Origin of the sequence: Micromonospora sp. BRA006-A (assembly GCF_033433935.1) — a bacterium.
GTDB lineage: Bacteria > Actinomycetota > Actinomycetes > Mycobacteriales > Micromonosporaceae > Micromonospora > Micromonospora aurantiaca.
In genome coordinates this window covers 1,081,314-1,095,359 of record NZ_JANCLW010000001.1, presented here as the reverse complement: position 1 = coordinate 1,095,359, position 14,046 = coordinate 1,081,314, and the positions used below count along the sequence as shown (strand labels likewise).

The following is a 14,046-nucleotide window of genomic DNA, read 5'->3' as shown; positions in this document are numbered from 1 at the left end:
GCGGGCTCCGATGGCGGCGGGCGACGATGCTCCGTCGCCCGCCGCCCGGACCTCAGCGGGGCTGGTTCGGGTCCTCGCGGTCGAACCGCTGGGTGCGCTCGTCGTCGGCGGCCGGCGACGGCGCGCCCGGCTCGGCGGACTGGCGCGGGATCGCCTGCGTCGGGTCGGCCGACGGCGGCTGGCCGAACGGCGGCGCCGACTGCGACGAGCCGTACTGCGGCGCCTGCTGCGGACCGGCGTACGGGACGCCGGACTGCGGGTCGGGGGACGGCGGGCCGGACTGCGGCGCGTGCGGCGGGGCGGTGTTGAACGGCGGCGCCGACTGCGGCTGGCCGTACGGGCCGGGCTGCTGCGGCCAGCCGGGCGGGGGCGAGCCGGCCTGCGGGTAACCCTGACCGGGCTGCTGCGGGTAGCCGCCCGCGCCGGGGAAGCCACCGGGCTGACCCGGCTGCTGCGGCCAGCCGGGCTGGGGCTGGCCGTACACGCCCGGCTGCGGCTTGGGCTTCGGCACGTAGTAGAGCGTGCGCCAGATCTTGAACACCACGAACGCGGCGACCCCGAAGATCGCCAGCCACGCCACACGGGTGAGCAGACCGAGGAACGCGTCCAGCACCTCACCGTCGGCGAGCCGGCCGACCAGCCAGATCAGGAACGTCAGCGCGCCGAACACCACGGACACGGCGTACTCGACGAGTGCCACCTGCGTGATCAGCTTGGCCTTCGGTACGACCGGGAGGATCGCGGTGGCGATCAGGACGGCGAGCAGCGGCAGGACCGTCGACTCCAGGCCGACGAAGGTGAAGTACGTGCTCCCGGCCCGGCCGCTGGCCGTGCTGTAGTCGTCGATCGGCAGCAGGCGCACCAGGCCGACGAAGAGAAGCACGGCGTTGGCGCCGAGAAGGACGAGCGCTGCGAGTTCGCGCAACGGCTTGATCAACTGGCTGGCCTGCGCGGCGTCGCCGGACGCGGGCTCGGCGGGGCTGGTCACGGACTCCCCCAGGGGACGAAAGCGGACAGTTGCCGAAGTGAGCGTAGTCTCTCCGGCCACCGGACGATCGATGGCGGCGCGTGCGGAAGGATGGACGCCATGCGCATCGTGGTACTGACCGGCGGCATCGGGGGCGCCCGCTTCCTGCTCGGCGTGCGGGCGTACGCCCGCGAGGTGGGCGCCGAGGTGACCGCCGTGGTGAACGTCGGCGACGATCTGCTGCTGCACGGGCTGAAGGTCTGTCCCGACCTGGACAGCGTGCTCTACACGCTCGGCGGCGGCGCCGACCCGGAGCGCGGCTGGGGCCGGGCGGGCGAGACCTGGACGGTGAAGAACGAACTGGCCGCGTACGGCGCGGAGCCGAGTTGGTTCGGCCTCGGCGACAAGGACGTCGCCACCCACCTGGTGCGCACCCAGATGATCAACGCCGGCTACCCGCTGTCCCAGGTGACCGAGGCGCTGGCGGCCCGCTGGCAACCGGGCGTACGGCTGCTGCCCGCCACCGACGACCGCCTGGAGACCCACGCCGTCGTCACCGACGAGCAGGGCCGGCGGGCGATCCACTTCCAGGAGTGGTGGGTTCGCCATCGAGCAGGCGTACCCACCGACCGGTTCGTCTTCGTTGGCGCCGACGCGGCGAAGCCCGCGCCCGGCGTGGTCGAGGCGATCGCCGCCGCGGACGTGGTGCTGATCGCGCCGAGCAACCCGGTGGTGAGCATCGCCCCGGTGCTGGCGGTGCCCGGTCTGCGCGACGCGGTGACCGGCGGACCGGCCCCGGTGATCGGGGTGTCGCCGATCATCGGCGGCGCGCCGGTACGCGGCATGGCCGACCGCTGCCTCGCCGTGCTCGGCGTGGAGTGCAGCGCGGCCGGCGTGGGCGGCCTCTACGGCGCCCGCTCGGCGGGCGGCCTGCTCGACGGCTGGCTGGTCGCGCCGGAGGACGAGGGCACCGTGGTGCCGGACGTGACCGTCCGCGCGGCGCCGCTGCGGATGACCGACGAGGCGGCGACCGCCGCGATGGTGCGCGCCGCGCTGGAGTTGATGTGAGGCTGGAGATCCTGCCGGTGCAGGGCATCGGCGACGTGACCGAGGGCGACGACCTGGCGGCGCTGATCACCGGTGCGGCGCCCTGGCTGCGCGACCACGACGTCCTGGTGGTCACCAGCAAGATCGTGTCGAAGGCGGAGGGCCGGCTGGTCGACGTGCCGGCCGACGGCCCGGAACGGCTCGCCGAGCGGGACCGCATCCTGGCCGGGGAGACGGCCCGGGTGGTGGCGACCCGGGGCGCGACCCGGATCGTGCAGACCCACCACGGGTTCGTGATGGCCTCCGCCGGCATCGACGCCTCGAACGTGGACAAGACCCGGCTGGTGCTGCTGCCCGTCGACCCGGACGCGTCCGCCCGGGCGCTGCGCGCCGCGCTGCGCGACGGGTACGGCCTCGACGTGGCGGTCATCGTCAGCGACACGATGGGCCGGCCGTGGCGCAACGGGCTCACCGACGTGGCGCTCGGGGTGGCCGGCATGCCGGCGATCCGCGACCACCGGGGCGAGGTCGACCCGTACGGCAACGAACTGTTCGTCACCCAGATGGCGGTGGTCGACGAACTCGCCGCCGCCGGTGAGCTGATCAAGGGCAAGTGCGACCAGGTGCCGGTCGCCGTGGTGCGGGGTTACCTCGCCGCGACCCGGGACGACGACGAGGGCGCCCGCACGCTGGTGCGCGACGCCTCGATGGACCTGTTCTCGCTCGGCACGGCCGAGGCGCGCGTCGCCGGTCTGCGGGCGGCGGCGACGCTCGCGGACCGGATCGGTCCCGAGCCCGCCGACGCGGACGCGGTGCGGCGGGCGATCGGCGCGGTGGCCGACGTGGTCGCGCCGGGCACCGTCTTCACCCACGTCACGGACGACGAGGTACGCGAGGGGCTGGCCGCGACAGTGCCCGGCTGGCCCGCCTCGGCCACCGGCCTGCTGCTCGGCGCGGCGCCCACCCCGGTCGACCGGGCGGACCTGGTCCGGTTCGGCGCGGACCTGCAACGCCTGCGCGCCGCGCTGGCCGCGGAGGGGATCGACTCGGCGTTGCTCCCGCCGCCGTCCGGCAGCGCCGCGAGCGCCACGCTGGCGCTCTGACTCCGGGTGGCGTGCTCAGGCGTCGAGGACGGCCCGGCCCAGCGGGGTGAGCGTGTGCAGGACGGTGTTGCGGTCACGCTGGCTGACCAGCAGTCCCGCGTTGCGCAGCACTGTGGTGTGCTGGCTGGCCGCGGCGGCGGAGATGCGCAGCCGGCGGGCCATCTCGCCGGTGGTGCAGCCCTCGTCGGCGGCCTGGAGCACCCGGGAGCGGGTACGGCCGAGCAGGGCGGCGAGCGCCTCGCCCTGCGGTGACGCGGCGGCACCGGACGCGGGCGTCAGGCCGGCGAGCCGGTCCACCGGGTAGACCAGCACCGGCGGCAGCGTCGGGTCGACCAGCGCCACCGGCGTACGCGAGCAGAAGAACGACGGCACGAGCAGCAGCCCTCGGCCGTCCAGGTGCAGTTCCCGCGTGTCCGGGTAGTCGAGCACCTCCAGCACGCCCGAGACCCAGCGCATGTTCGGCCGCAGGCTGGCGAGCAGCCCTTCGGCGCCGCCGTCGAGCATGGCGCGTGCACGGCGGGCCCGGTCCGCCTCGACCGCCGCCTGCACCCGGGCCCAGTAGGGCGTGACCGCCAGCGACTGGTAGCGGGCCATGGCGTCGGTGAGGTGGTGCAGCGTCTCCGGTTCGCCACGGGCGAGCGCGGTGGCCGACGACGGGAGCGTTGTCTCCCCGGCCAGCCGCGTCAGGTCGCGGCGCAGCATGTCCACAGGGGTGCCCCGGACCGCGTCCAGTCCGGCCTCGATGCCCTCCCGGCTGGCGGACGGGGTGAGGAAGTCGGGGAAGTAGCCGCGCGGCGGGTTGAGCGCGAGCAGGAGACGATACTGCTCGGCGTCGGTGTCGGTCCGCAGTCCGTGCGCCACGGTGCGCCGCCACGTGGTCATCATCGGGTCCCGGCTGCGTCCCTGGAGCAGGTGCAGGCTGAGGACCAGCTCCCAGAGCGGGTCCGCGGCCGGTGCGACCCGGGTCCGCAGGACGTCCTCGCCCGAGAAAATGATCTTCAACATGGATTGCTCCCGTGCGGACGGCGGGGGTGCCCGCCACACTTCGCACTGTACCCGCCGGTACTAATCTCCATCTTTAAGCGTCAGGTGAAAAACCTCGACGGTGGGCGGGCGGGTTCGGCAAACTCTCAGTTGCCTGCCGACGCCGGGGCGCAACATCGACCCGGACGCCGGCTGACGGGCGTGGCCGGGTGGCACCACGAGGGTCTGCGACTTCAGTCGCAGGGGTGCCGCCCGGCCCTCGCTCATCCGATCCAGAGCGCCACCCGATGGTCCTCGTCGGTGACGTAGTAGCAGCGTCCCGCCAGCTCGGCCAGCCCTTCCACGTGGTGGAACGGCGCCAGCTCCGCGACCACCTCCCCCGCCACCAGGGCGCCCGCGCCCGCGTCGTGCCGGAACCGCACGTGCCGGGAGGTCACCTCACCGCCGTGCGGGTGGTCGTCAAGCAGCACCGAACCCTTGCCCAGCGCGTCGATCGACCCGGTCACCGCCGCGTAGCCGCCGTCGCCGGTCGGCGTGATCGCGCGGAAACCGGCGAGCGCGCCGGGCGGCGTCACCCCGGTCAGCGCGTACGCCCCGAGCGCCCGCAGGTCACCCGAGTGCTCCGGGTCGTCGAACATCTCCGGTACGCCGGCCAGCTCGACGTAGACCGGCTCCCCCGCGGCGGTCACCGGGAACCGCAGGCCCAGCAGCGCCGTACCGGCCGGGGTGAACGCCGCCGCCTCCACGTTGACCGGCAGGTCGTCGGCGGCCAGCCGGGTCACCCAGCTCTTGGCGCGGGCGGTGCCCCGGGCCAGCGTCTCCACGATGAACCGCTCCCGGACCCGGTCACCTGCCGGCAGCAGCGTCAGCGGGGCGGCGGCGAGCGCGTCGTTCACCGCACGGTGCAGCCGGAAGCGGTTGCGCACCACGTGCACCGGCAGCGGCCCGGCCACCGCGTCGTCCTCCCGGAACCGGGCCACGAACCCGCGCCGGGGCCGCAGCGGGCCGCGCTTGGACCCGAAGTGCGAGCCGAAGACGTACACCCAGCCGTCGTGGTGGGCCAGCGCCTCGCCGTCCTCCGTGCGGCCGTTCTCCGGGCCCGCGTCGGCAGCCACGTGGTGCGCCTCCCAGTGGCCGTCGTCGCGTTCCAGCAGCAGCGCCAGGCTCTGCTCGACCGGCCCCTCGTCCAGCACGGTCCAGAAGCCGCGGCGCGCGCCGTGCGCCCGCAGCAGCGCGGCCGACCGCACCGGCAGAAGGTCGCTCGCTTCGTTGCCGGCCACCAGGAACTCGACGAGTCGCAGGGTCACCGCGCCAGGGTACGGAGGCGGCGCTCGTAGAGTGTCCGGGTGCCCGACCTCACCTCGTACACCGAACTGCACGCCGACGCCGTCGCCACGCTGAGCCGCTGGACGGCGACCAGCCCCGCCGCCGGCGCCGCCCGGGACCGGACCCTGGCGCTGCTGGCCGACGGGCCGGTCGCGATGAGCCGGACGCACCGGGCCGGGCACGTCACGGCGAGCGCGCTGGTGCTCGACCCGGACGGCCGGGTGCTGCTCTGCCTGCACGGCAAGATCCGCAGGTGGATGCAGCTCGGCGGGCACTGCGAGCCCGGCGACCGGACGCTCGTGGCCGCCGCGCTGCGCGAGGCCACCGAGGAGTCCGGCATCACCGGCCTGACCGTCGAGCCGGAGCCGATCGACGTGGACATCCACGAGGTCACCTGCCAGGGCGGGTCGTTCCACTACGACGTCCGGTACGCCGCCCTGGCCCCGGCGGGCGCGGTCGAGCGGGTCAGCGCGGAGTCCGAGGCGCTCGGCTGGTTCCCGCCGGACCGGCTGCCCGAGCCGCTCGCCCACGCCACCGCCCAGCTCGTGCCGCCGGCGCTCGCGGTGCTGGCTCGCCACGCCGGCGGCTGAGCGCCGGTACCGCGCCGCGCCGCCGGACGCGGCCCGGCGGCCCGGCGGATCAGACCAGGCCCTCCTCGCCGCGTTCCTTCAGCTCGTCCACGATCTTCTTCACGTCCTGCGCACGGTCGCGCGGGCACACAAGCAGCGCGTCCGGGGTGTCCACGACGATCAGGTCGTGCACCCCGACGGTCGCCACCAGCCGGCCGGAGTGCGGCACCACCACGGTGCCCGTGGTGTCGTGCAGCAGCACGCCCGGCTTCGCGTCCCCGCCCAGCACCACGTTGCCGGCGCCGTCGGCGGGCAGCACCTCGCCGAGCGTGTGGAAGTCACCCACGTCGTTCCAGCCGAAGTCGCCGGGCACCGTACCCACCCGGCCCGCAGTCGCCGCGCCCTCCATCACCGCGTAGTCGACCGAGATCCGGGGCAGCGTCGGCCAGATCCGGCCGAGCACGTCGTCCTGCTCCGGGGTGCCCCAGGCCGCCGCGATGGCGGTGATCCCGGCGTGCAGCTCCGGCTGCTGGCGGGCCAGCTCGGACAGGAAGACGTCCACCCGCCAGACGAACATGCTGGCGTTCCAGAGGTGCCGGCCGGAACGGACGTACACCTCGGCCACCTCGGCGGCCGGCTTCTCCTTGAACTCGCGTACCGGGCGCAGCGGGCCGTCCCCCGCCGGCTCGCCGGTCTCCAGGTAGCCGTAGCCGGTCTCCGGGCGCGTCGGGGTGATGCCCACAGTCATCAGCAGCCCCTGCTCCGCGCCCCGGATGGCCTGCCGTACCACCTCGGCCAGCCGGGCCGGGTCGCCGATCAGGTGGTCGGCGGCGAACGAGCCCATCACCGCGTCCGGGGTCCGGGTGGCGATCACCGCCGCGGCCAGCGCGATCGCGGCACACGAGTCGCGCGGCGACGGCTCGACCAGGATGTTCTCCTCCGGCAGGCCAGCCAGTTGCCGAGCCACCGCCGCGGCGTGCGCGGCACCGGTGACCACGAGCGTGCGCTCCGGAGTGGTCAGCGGCGACAACCGGTCGACAGTGGCCTGCAACAGCGAGGCGGCGGTGCCGGTCAACGGGTGGAGGAATTTGGGATGGCCGGCACGGGACAACGGCCACAACCTCGTGCCGCTGCCGCCCGCCGGGATGACGGCGTAGAACATCAGCACATCATGCCCGAAGCGGGCGAGCCGTCACGGTCGGTCGCCCGGGACCGGCAGCCGGCGCTCAGGACCGGGCCCGTCGCCACGCCGCGATGTGGACCTCCGCGCTGGACTCCCAGGTGAACTCCTTGGCCCTGTCGAAACCGGCCTTGGCCAGGGACAGCCGCCGCTGCTCGTCGTCCAGCAGGGCGGCCAAGTCGGTGGCGATCTGGTCCGGGTCCTCGCTGGTGTAGGCCACCGCGTCGCCGCCCACCTCGGGCAGGGACAGGCGCGGCGTGGTGAGCACCGGGGCGGCGCACGCCATCGCCTCCAGGATCGGCAGGCCGAAGCCCTCGCCGTACGAGGGGTAAGCCGCCACCAGCGCGCCGCCGAGGAAGCCGGGCAGGTCGGCGTAGCGCAGGTAGCCCGGGCGCAGCAGCCGCAGGTGCGACGGAACCTCGGCCACCGCGCGGTCGATGTCGTCGTCGTGCCCCTGGCCGCCCGCCACCACCAGCGCGGGCGGGTTCGGCCGGTCGGCCACCGCCCGGGCCCAGCCGCGGATCAGGTTGGGTACGTTCTTGCGCGGCTCCTTGGCCCCGAGGAACGCGATGTAGCTGCTGTCGCCGAGGCCCAGGCGGGCCCGGACACGTGCCTTCTCCTCGTCACCGGGCGCGTGGAACGCGTCCTGGTCGACGCCGTGGTAGGCGACGTCGATCCGGGTCGGGTCGGCGTCCAGCAGCCGGATCAGCTCGTCGCGGGTCGCCTTGCTCGGCACGATCACCCGGCCGGCCCGGCGCAGCGACGTCTTGATCGCGCTGCGGAAGAACGTCCGGCGCGACTTGTCGTAGTGCTCCGGCTCGGTGAAGAAGGTCGCGTCGTGCACGGTGACAGTCACCGGGCAGCCGGCGCGCAGCGGGCAGGTGTAGAACGGCGAGTGCAGCACCTCGGCGCCGACCTGCTGGGCCAGCAGCGGCAGGCCGGTCTGCTCCCAGGCCAGCCGCGCCGGCCGGTGCGCCACCGCCGCCGGGGCGGGGATCACCTCCGCGCCGGGCAGCATCCGGGTGTAGCGCTCCAGGTCGGTGCGGAGGCTGACCACGGCCAGGTCGACGCTGGTGCCGCAGACCCGGCCCAGCGCGCCGAGCAGTCCGTCGACGTATCTACCGACGCCGCCACGGTCGGCGGGGACACTCGTGGCGTCGATGAGAACGCGGGGCGGGCGACCGGCGGTCACGGGGCGACTCCTCAGGTGGCGCAGTTGTGGGGAAGAACACTCTCGGCAAGCCTACGCCGGGCCCGGCGGAAGGCGCTGACCGCGACCCGACGGTACGCCGACTTGTCGTTGTCATCGAGTACGCACGCGGGGCGCGTATCGTTCGCGCCGATGGCCGACAACATTGCCCGGGTGCTCGCCGACGCGATCGCGACCGACCCCACCCGACCGCTGCTGACCTGGTACGACGACGCCACCGGCGAGCGCACCGAACTCTCCGGGGCGACGCTCGCGAACTGGGTGGCGAAGACCGCGAACCTGCTCACCGACGAGGTGGGCGCCGCGCCCGGCGACACGGCCGGGGTGCTGCTGCCGCCGCACTGGCAGACCGCCGCAGTGCTGCTCGGCTGCTGGTCGGCGAAGCTGACGGTGGCCGGCCCGCCGGGTCCGGTGGAGGCGCTGTTCGTGGCCGTCGACCGGGTCGACGAGGCGGCCGGGTGGCCGGCCGGCGAGCGGTACGCGCTGGCGCTCGACCCGTTCGCGCTGCCGATGCGGCAGGTGCCGGCGGGCTGCACCGACTTCGTCGCGGCGGTACGCGGGCACGGCGACCACTTCACGCCGGACCCGGCCGCCGGGGACGGGGACGCGCCGCTGCTGGCCCGCGCGGCGGCCCGCGCCGCCGAGCTGGGCCTGACCCAGGGCGACCGCCTCCTGGTAGACGTGACAGTCCACCCCGACCCGGTCGACTGGCTGCTCACCCCGCTCACCGCAGGCGCCAGCGTGGTGGCGTGCGCCCACCCCGACCCGACCCGCCTGGCTTCCCGCGCCGAAACCGAGAAGACCACCCACACCCTGGCCTAACCCCCACCCCTCCCCCGTTGATCTTGCAGTTTCGGCCCTCGGGACGGGTGATTCGCCCCGTTCGCCGGGGCAAGAAGTGCAAGATCAACGGGGAAGAGGGCGGGATCAGCTAGGGGAGACGGGGCTGTCGGTGGTGGCGCGGCGCTGGGCCAGGACGGCGAACGCCGTCAGGGACTCGGGGTTGGCCAGGGCGCCCTTGGCCGCCGCGCTGTCCACCGGGGTACCGGTCAGGATCTTCTTGACCGGCACCTCCAGCTTCTTCGCGCTCAGCGTGCGGGGCACGGCCCGGACCTGGTGGATCTCGTCCGGCACGTGCCGCGGCGACAGCGCGGTACGCAGCTCCCGGCAGATCTTCTTCCGCATGTCGTCGTCGAGTTCCAGGCCCTCGGCGAGCACCACGAACAGCAGCAGCTCACCCGCGCCGCCCTCGTCGTCCTCCAGGTGCACGACCACCGAGTCGACCACCTCGTCCAGCCCCTCGACCACCGAGTAGAACTCGGCCGTCCCGAGGCGTACGCCGCCCCGGTTGAGCGTGGCGTCGGACCGGCCGGTGATCACGCACCCGCCGCGCTCGTTCACCGTGATCCAGTCGCCGTGCCGCCACACCCCGGGATAGACCTCGAAGTACGCCTCCCGGTAGCGCGCGCCGTCCGGGTCGTTCCAGAACCCGACCGGCATGCTCGGCATCGGCTCGGTGATCACCAGCTCGCCGAGCTGCCCGATCACCGCGCTGCCGTCGGCCGAGCGGGCCTCCACCTTCGCGCCCAACGCCCGGCAGGCGATCTCCCCCGCGTACACCGGCAGCAGCGGCACGCCGCCGACGAACCCGGTGCACACGTCCGTGCCGCCGGACAGCGACTGGAGCTGGAGGCGGTCGCTCACGTTCTCGTACACCCAGGTGAAGCCCTCGGCCGGCAGCGGCGCGCCGGTCGAACCGAGGCCGCGCACCGCGGACATGTCGGCGACCTCGCGCGGCACCAGCCCGGCCTTGCGGCAGGCCAGCAGGAACGGCGCGGACGTGCCGAAGTAGGTGGTGCCGGTGTCGGCGGCCAGCCGCCACAGCGCGCCCAGGTCGGGGTGGCCCGGGTTGCCGTCGAACAGCACGATCGCCGCGCCCACCGCCGGGCCGGAGACCAGGAAGTTCCACATCATCCAGCCGGTCGTGGTGAACCACAGGAACCGGTCGGACGGGCCCAGATCGTGGTGCAGCGCCAGCATCTTGAGGTGTTCCAGCAGGATGCCGCCGTGGCCGTGCACGATCGGCTTGGGCAGGCCGGTGGTGCCGGAGGAGTAGAGCACGTAGAGCGGGTGGTCGAACGCCACCGGCGTGAACGTCAACGGCTCGTCCGTCGGCGCCGCCAGCTCCGCCCACGGCAGCGCGCCGTCGGGGACCGGGCCGTCCGGATCGAGGTACGCGACGGCGACCGTGTGCCGCAACGACGGCAGCGCGGCCCGGATCGCGGCCACCTCGGCGCGCCTGTCGACCGGCTTGTCGCCGTACCGGTAGCCGTCGACGGCGACCAGCACCGTGGGCTCGATCTGCTGCCAGCGGTCGGTGACGCTGCGGGTGCCGAACTCGGGCGCGCAGGAGGAGAAGATCGCGCCGAGGCTGGCGGTGGCGAGCAGCAGGACGTACGTCTCCGGGATGTTCGGCGCGTACGCGGCCACCCGGTCCCCCGGTCCCACGCCGAGGCGGCGCAGCCCGGCCGCCACCCGGCGGACCCGCTCGCGCAGCTCGGCGGCGGTGAGCGTCTCCGGCGCGCGGGTCTGACCGTGCGCGATCACCGCCGGGTCGTCGTCACCAAGCCCTGGCATGCGCAGCACGTTCTCGGCGTAGTTGAGCGTCGCGCCGGGGAACCAGCGGGTGCCCGGCATGGCCCGGTCGGTGAGGGTGGCGGTCGGCGGGGTGTGCGCGACCACGTCGAAGTAGTCCCAGATCGAGCGCCAGAACGCGTCCAGGTCGGTCACCGACCACTGCCACAGCGCGTCGTAGCCGGCGAACTCCAGCCCGCGGTGCTCGCCCAGCCAGCGCAGGTAGTCACCGATCCGGGACCGCTCCCGCACGTCCGCCGGCGGCGTCCACAGCACGTCAGCCACTGTTCCACCCTCCCCTGGGCCCGCCACGACGGTGTGCCGGAGCCGTGGCGCCATCTTGCCCTACCTCGTGCCGCCATTGTCCGCGCCGGGTACGCCGTACGGGGCGTGCCCCGCCCACACCCCGCACCCCCACCCCATGTGGCCCGCGCGTAAGGAAGGGCCCCCTATTAACGCCTCGTGTATGGGAAGGGCCCCTTGTTAACACCTCGCCCTCCGCGGGTGTCCGGCGCCGGTGGAGGGCGGCGCGCATCGGCGGGGGTGTTAACAGGGGTCCCCTGCTCTACCGCAGGCGTTAACAAGGGGCCCTTCCTTACACCTCAGCCGGCGCGGTGGGCCTGGATCGCGCGACGGCGGGCCAGCCGGTGCGCGCGCCGGATCTCGGCCTCCCGGAAGCGCCGCTCGTCGTCCGGCGTCTCGGGCAGCACCGGGCGGACCGGCCGGGGCGTGCCACCCACGTCGACGCCCACGAACACCAGGTACGCGGTGGCGACCCGGACCGGCTCCTCCTCGGCCGAGTCCCAGCGCTCGGCGACCACCTTCACCCCGACCTCCATCGAGGTCTGGCCGGTCCAGTTGATCTGCGCGTGGGCGTGCACGAGATCGCCCACCCGGACCGGCTCGGAGAAGACGATCTCGTCGATGGATGCGGTCACCGCGGTGCCGCCGCTGTGCCGCGCCGCCGCCGCGCCGGCGACGTCGTCCACGAATTTCATCAGTACCCCACCGTGCACGGTCCCGTACAGATTGACATCGACCGCGGTCATGATGCGACTGAGCGTGACGCGGGAGTACGACGTGGGCTTACCCGGCGGGACCGCGGGATGATCTGTCATGCCGAAAACGGTACGGTGCGCGGATGCGACATCTCTGGAGCTTCCTCGCCGGGTTGGCGGTGGCGCCCGTCACCTGGGTGCTCGTCACGCTCGGTCAGGACGGATCTGAGCGGACCGTCGACCGCTGGGTGGAGATCGGGACGTACAGCACGCCGAATCTGATCGAGCCGGCCGTCTATCTGGGCGTCGCCGGCATCCTCCTCGGCCTGCTCGGCACGTTGCGCTTCTCGCCGTTCGGCCCGCTGGCGGCCGGCCTGCTGCTCGCGGTCCCGTACCTCGGGCTGTTCGTCGCGCCGTTCAGCGTGCGGGACCGGGTGCCGGACGACCTGAAGCTGCTCGGTGACCCGCTTCCGCTGCGCGATCCGTTGGACAACGGCACGCTGTTCCTCATCGGCGTGCTGCTGCTGATGGCCGTGTTCAGCACGAGCCGCTGGCGGCGTCCCGCCACTCCCGCGACGGCCGAGGCGGAGCTGACCCCGGCCGTCACACCGGTGGAGCACAAGCCGGCGCTCACCGACTGGCCGCCGGCGCCGGCGAAGGACCCGGACACGCCGCCGCTCACGCTGGCGTACCCGGAGACCCCCACCGAACCGCTGCCCCGCCGCACCGGCGGCGAGTCGCCGTGGTCCGCGCCCCCGCGCGGGGCGGGCCGGCCGGAGGGCACCGAGAGCCGTTGAACGAGCGCGGGCGGGCCGGTACGTGACCGGCCCGCCCGCCCGAACGTCGCTCGTCAGCCCTTGAGCAGCTGACGCGCCATGACGATGCGCTGCACCTGGTTGGTGCCCTCGTAGATCTGGGTGATCTTGGCGTCCCGCATCATCCGCTCGACCGGGTAGTCGCGGGTGTAGCCGTAGCCGCCGAGCAGCTGGACCGCGTCGGTGGTGATCTCCATGGCGGCGTCGGACGCGAAGCACTTGGCGGCCGCGCCGAAGTAGGTCAGGTCCGCGTCACCGCGCTCGGACTTGCCGGCGGCGGCGTACGTGAGCTGCCGCGCCGCCTCCAGCTTCATGCCCATGTCGGCGAGCATGAACTGGATGCCCTGGAAGTCGGCGACCGCCTTGCCGAACTGCTTGCGCTCCTTGACGTAGCCCTTGGCGTAGTCCAGCGCGCCCTGGGCGATGCCGATCGCCTGGGCGGCGATGGTGACCCGGGTGTGGTCCAGCGTCTTCATGGCGGTGGCGAAGCCGGTGCCCTCGGCGCCGATCATGCGGTCGGCGGGGATCCGGACGTTGTCGAAGTAGACCTCGCGGGTGGGCGAGCCCTTGATGCCGAGCTTCTTCTCCGGGGCGCCGAAGCTGACGCCCGGGTCGGACTTCTCCACCACGAACGCGGAGATGCCCCGGGACCGGGCTGTGGGATCGGTCACGGCGAACACGGTGTAGTACTCGGACACGCCCGCGTTGGTGATCCACCGCTTCACGCCGTTGAGTACCCAGTGGTCTCCGTCACGTACCGCCTTGGTCGTCATCGAGGCGGCGTCGCTGCCCGCCTCGGGCTCGGAGAGGCAGTAGGAGAACATGCCCTCCCCGGCCGCGACCGGGGTGAGGTACTTGCGCTTCAGCTCCTCGGAGCCCGCCAGCAGCAGCGGCATGGTGCCCAGCTTGTTCACCGCCGGGATCAGCGAGGACGACGCGCAGGCCCGGGCCACCTCCTCGATCACGATGGCCGTGGCCAGGGCATCAGCGCCGGCGCCGCCGTACTCGACCGGGATGTGCGGGGCGTGGAAGTCGGCGGCGCGCAGGGCCTCGTACGACGCCTTGGGGAACTCACCTGTCTCATCCGCCTCGGCGGCGTGCGGAGCCACCTTGGCCGCACAGACCTCACGGACCGCCTCCCGGATCGCCTCGTGCTCCTCCGGCAACCGGTAGACGTCGAACGACTGCTCTGCGGCCATGTCGGCCCTCCCCT

The 14,046-nt window shown here is 73.7% G+C and carries 13 protein-coding genes; 5 read left to right on the top strand and 8 right to left on the bottom strand.

What is annotated here, in order from left to right:
- Positions 1-52 precede the first annotated feature (52 nt).
- Complete coding sequence (locus tag NMK34_RS05435; protein WP_318332463.1) at positions 53-988, bottom strand: hypothetical protein; 936 nt, start codon at positions 986-988, stop codon at positions 53-55.
- 99 nt (positions 989-1,087) lie between these two features.
- On the opposite strand from NMK34_RS05435, the gene cofD reads away from it, so the two are divergent.
- The gene (gene cofD, locus NMK34_RS05430; RefSeq protein ID WP_318332462.1) at positions 1,088-2,035 is read left to right on the top strand and encodes a 2-phospho-L-lactate transferase; all 948 of its coding nucleotides are present in this window, start codon (positions 1,088-1,090) and stop codon (positions 2,033-2,035) included.
- A complete protein-coding gene (locus NMK34_RS05425; RefSeq protein WP_318332461.1) occupies positions 2,032-3,117 on the top strand; it encodes a coenzyme F420-0:L-glutamate ligase in 1,086 nt (361 codons plus the stop codon). The genes cofD and NMK34_RS05425 overlap by 4 nt, the downstream gene beginning before the upstream one ends.
- Before the next feature lie 15 nt (positions 3,118-3,132).
- Here NMK34_RS05425 and NMK34_RS05420 read toward each other — a convergent pair whose 3' ends face one another.
- Both NMK34_RS05420 and NMK34_RS05415 read right to left on the bottom strand, forming a co-directional pair.
- Positions 3,133-4,122, bottom strand: a complete 990-nt coding sequence (locus NMK34_RS05420) for a winged helix-turn-helix domain-containing protein (RefSeq protein WP_318332460.1) — start codon at positions 4,120-4,122, stop codon at positions 3,133-3,135.
- A gap of 242 nt (positions 4,123-4,364) precedes the next feature.
- Positions 4,365-5,408, bottom strand: coding sequence for a hypothetical protein (locus NMK34_RS05415; protein ID WP_318332459.1), 1,044 nt, complete (start codon positions 5,406-5,408; stop codon positions 4,365-4,367).
- Between the two features lie 39 nt (positions 5,409-5,447).
- On the opposite strand from NMK34_RS05415, the gene NMK34_RS05410 reads away from it, so the two are divergent.
- Entirely contained in the window at positions 5,448-6,017 is a 570-nt protein-coding gene (locus NMK34_RS05410; RefSeq protein ID WP_318332458.1) for an NUDIX hydrolase, read from the top strand.
- A gap of 49 nt (positions 6,018-6,066) precedes the next feature.
- Here NMK34_RS05410 and NMK34_RS05405 read toward each other — a convergent pair whose 3' ends face one another.
- Positions 6,067-7,158, bottom strand: a complete 1,092-nt coding sequence (locus tag NMK34_RS05405; RefSeq protein ID WP_318332457.1) for a mannose-1-phosphate guanylyltransferase — start codon at positions 7,156-7,158, stop codon at positions 6,067-6,069.
- 64 nt (positions 7,159-7,222) lie between these two features.
- The gene (locus tag NMK34_RS05400) at positions 7,223-8,368 is read right to left on the bottom strand and encodes a glycosyltransferase family 4 protein (RefSeq protein ID WP_194798512.1); all 1,146 of its coding nucleotides are present in this window, start codon (positions 8,366-8,368) and stop codon (positions 7,223-7,225) included.
- A 150-nt stretch (positions 8,369-8,518) separates the two neighbouring features.
- Between NMK34_RS05400 and NMK34_RS05395 the strand changes: the two genes are divergently transcribed.
- Positions 8,519-9,208, top strand: coding sequence for a TIGR03089 family protein (locus NMK34_RS05395; protein ID WP_318332456.1), 690 nt, complete (start codon positions 8,519-8,521; stop codon positions 9,206-9,208).
- 105 nt (positions 9,209-9,313) lie between these two features.
- Here the strand turns inward: NMK34_RS05395 and NMK34_RS05390 are convergent, their stop codons facing one another.
- Positions 9,314-11,305, bottom strand: a complete 1,992-nt coding sequence (locus NMK34_RS05390; protein WP_318332455.1) for an acetoacetate--CoA ligase — start codon at positions 11,303-11,305, stop codon at positions 9,314-9,316.
- 317 nt (positions 11,306-11,622) lie between these two features.
- On the bottom strand, positions 11,623-12,138 hold the full coding sequence (locus NMK34_RS05385; protein ID WP_262012480.1) for an acyl-CoA thioesterase: 516 nt from the start codon (positions 12,136-12,138) through the stop codon (positions 11,623-11,625).
- A gap of 23 nt (positions 12,139-12,161) precedes the next feature.
- Between NMK34_RS05385 and NMK34_RS05380 the strand changes: the two genes are divergently transcribed.
- Positions 12,162-12,815 (top strand): hypothetical protein, encoded by a 654-nt coding sequence (locus tag NMK34_RS05380; RefSeq protein ID WP_318332454.1) that lies wholly within the window; start codon positions 12,162-12,164, stop codon positions 12,813-12,815.
- A gap of 53 nt (positions 12,816-12,868) precedes the next feature.
- On the opposite strand, the gene NMK34_RS05375 is transcribed toward NMK34_RS05380, so the two are convergent.
- Positions 12,869-14,032, bottom strand: a complete 1,164-nt coding sequence (locus NMK34_RS05375; RefSeq protein WP_318332453.1) for an acyl-CoA dehydrogenase family protein — start codon at positions 14,030-14,032, stop codon at positions 12,869-12,871.
- Between the last annotated feature and the right edge of the window lie 14 nt (positions 14,033-14,046).

Excerpts from the sequence above, each read along its gene's own strand:
- NMK34_RS05405 (WP_318332457.1), bottom strand. The coding sequence starts at position 7,158 with ATGTTCTACGCCGTCATCCCGGCGGGCGGCAGCGGCACGAGGTTGTGG.
- NMK34_RS05395 (WP_318332456.1), top strand. The coding sequence starts at position 8,519 with ATGGCCGACAACATTGCCCGGGTGCTCGCCGACGCGATCGCGACCGAC.
- NMK34_RS05420 (WP_318332460.1), bottom strand. The coding sequence starts at position 4,122 with ATGTTGAAGATCATTTTCTCGGGCGAGGACGTCCTGCGGACCCGGGTC.
- NMK34_RS05385 (WP_262012480.1), bottom strand. The coding sequence starts at position 12,138 with ATGACAGATCATCCCGCGGTCCCGCCGGGTAAGCCCACGTCGTACTCC.
- NMK34_RS05375 (WP_318332453.1), bottom strand. The coding sequence starts at position 14,032 with ATGGCCGCAGAGCAGTCGTTCGACGTCTACCGGTTGCCGGAGGAGCAC.
- NMK34_RS05380 (WP_318332454.1), top strand. The coding sequence starts at position 12,162 with ATGCGACATCTCTGGAGCTTCCTCGCCGGGTTGGCGGTGGCGCCCGTC.
- cofD (WP_318332462.1), top strand. The coding sequence starts at position 1,088 with ATGCGCATCGTGGTACTGACCGGCGGCATCGGGGGCGCCCGCTTCCTG.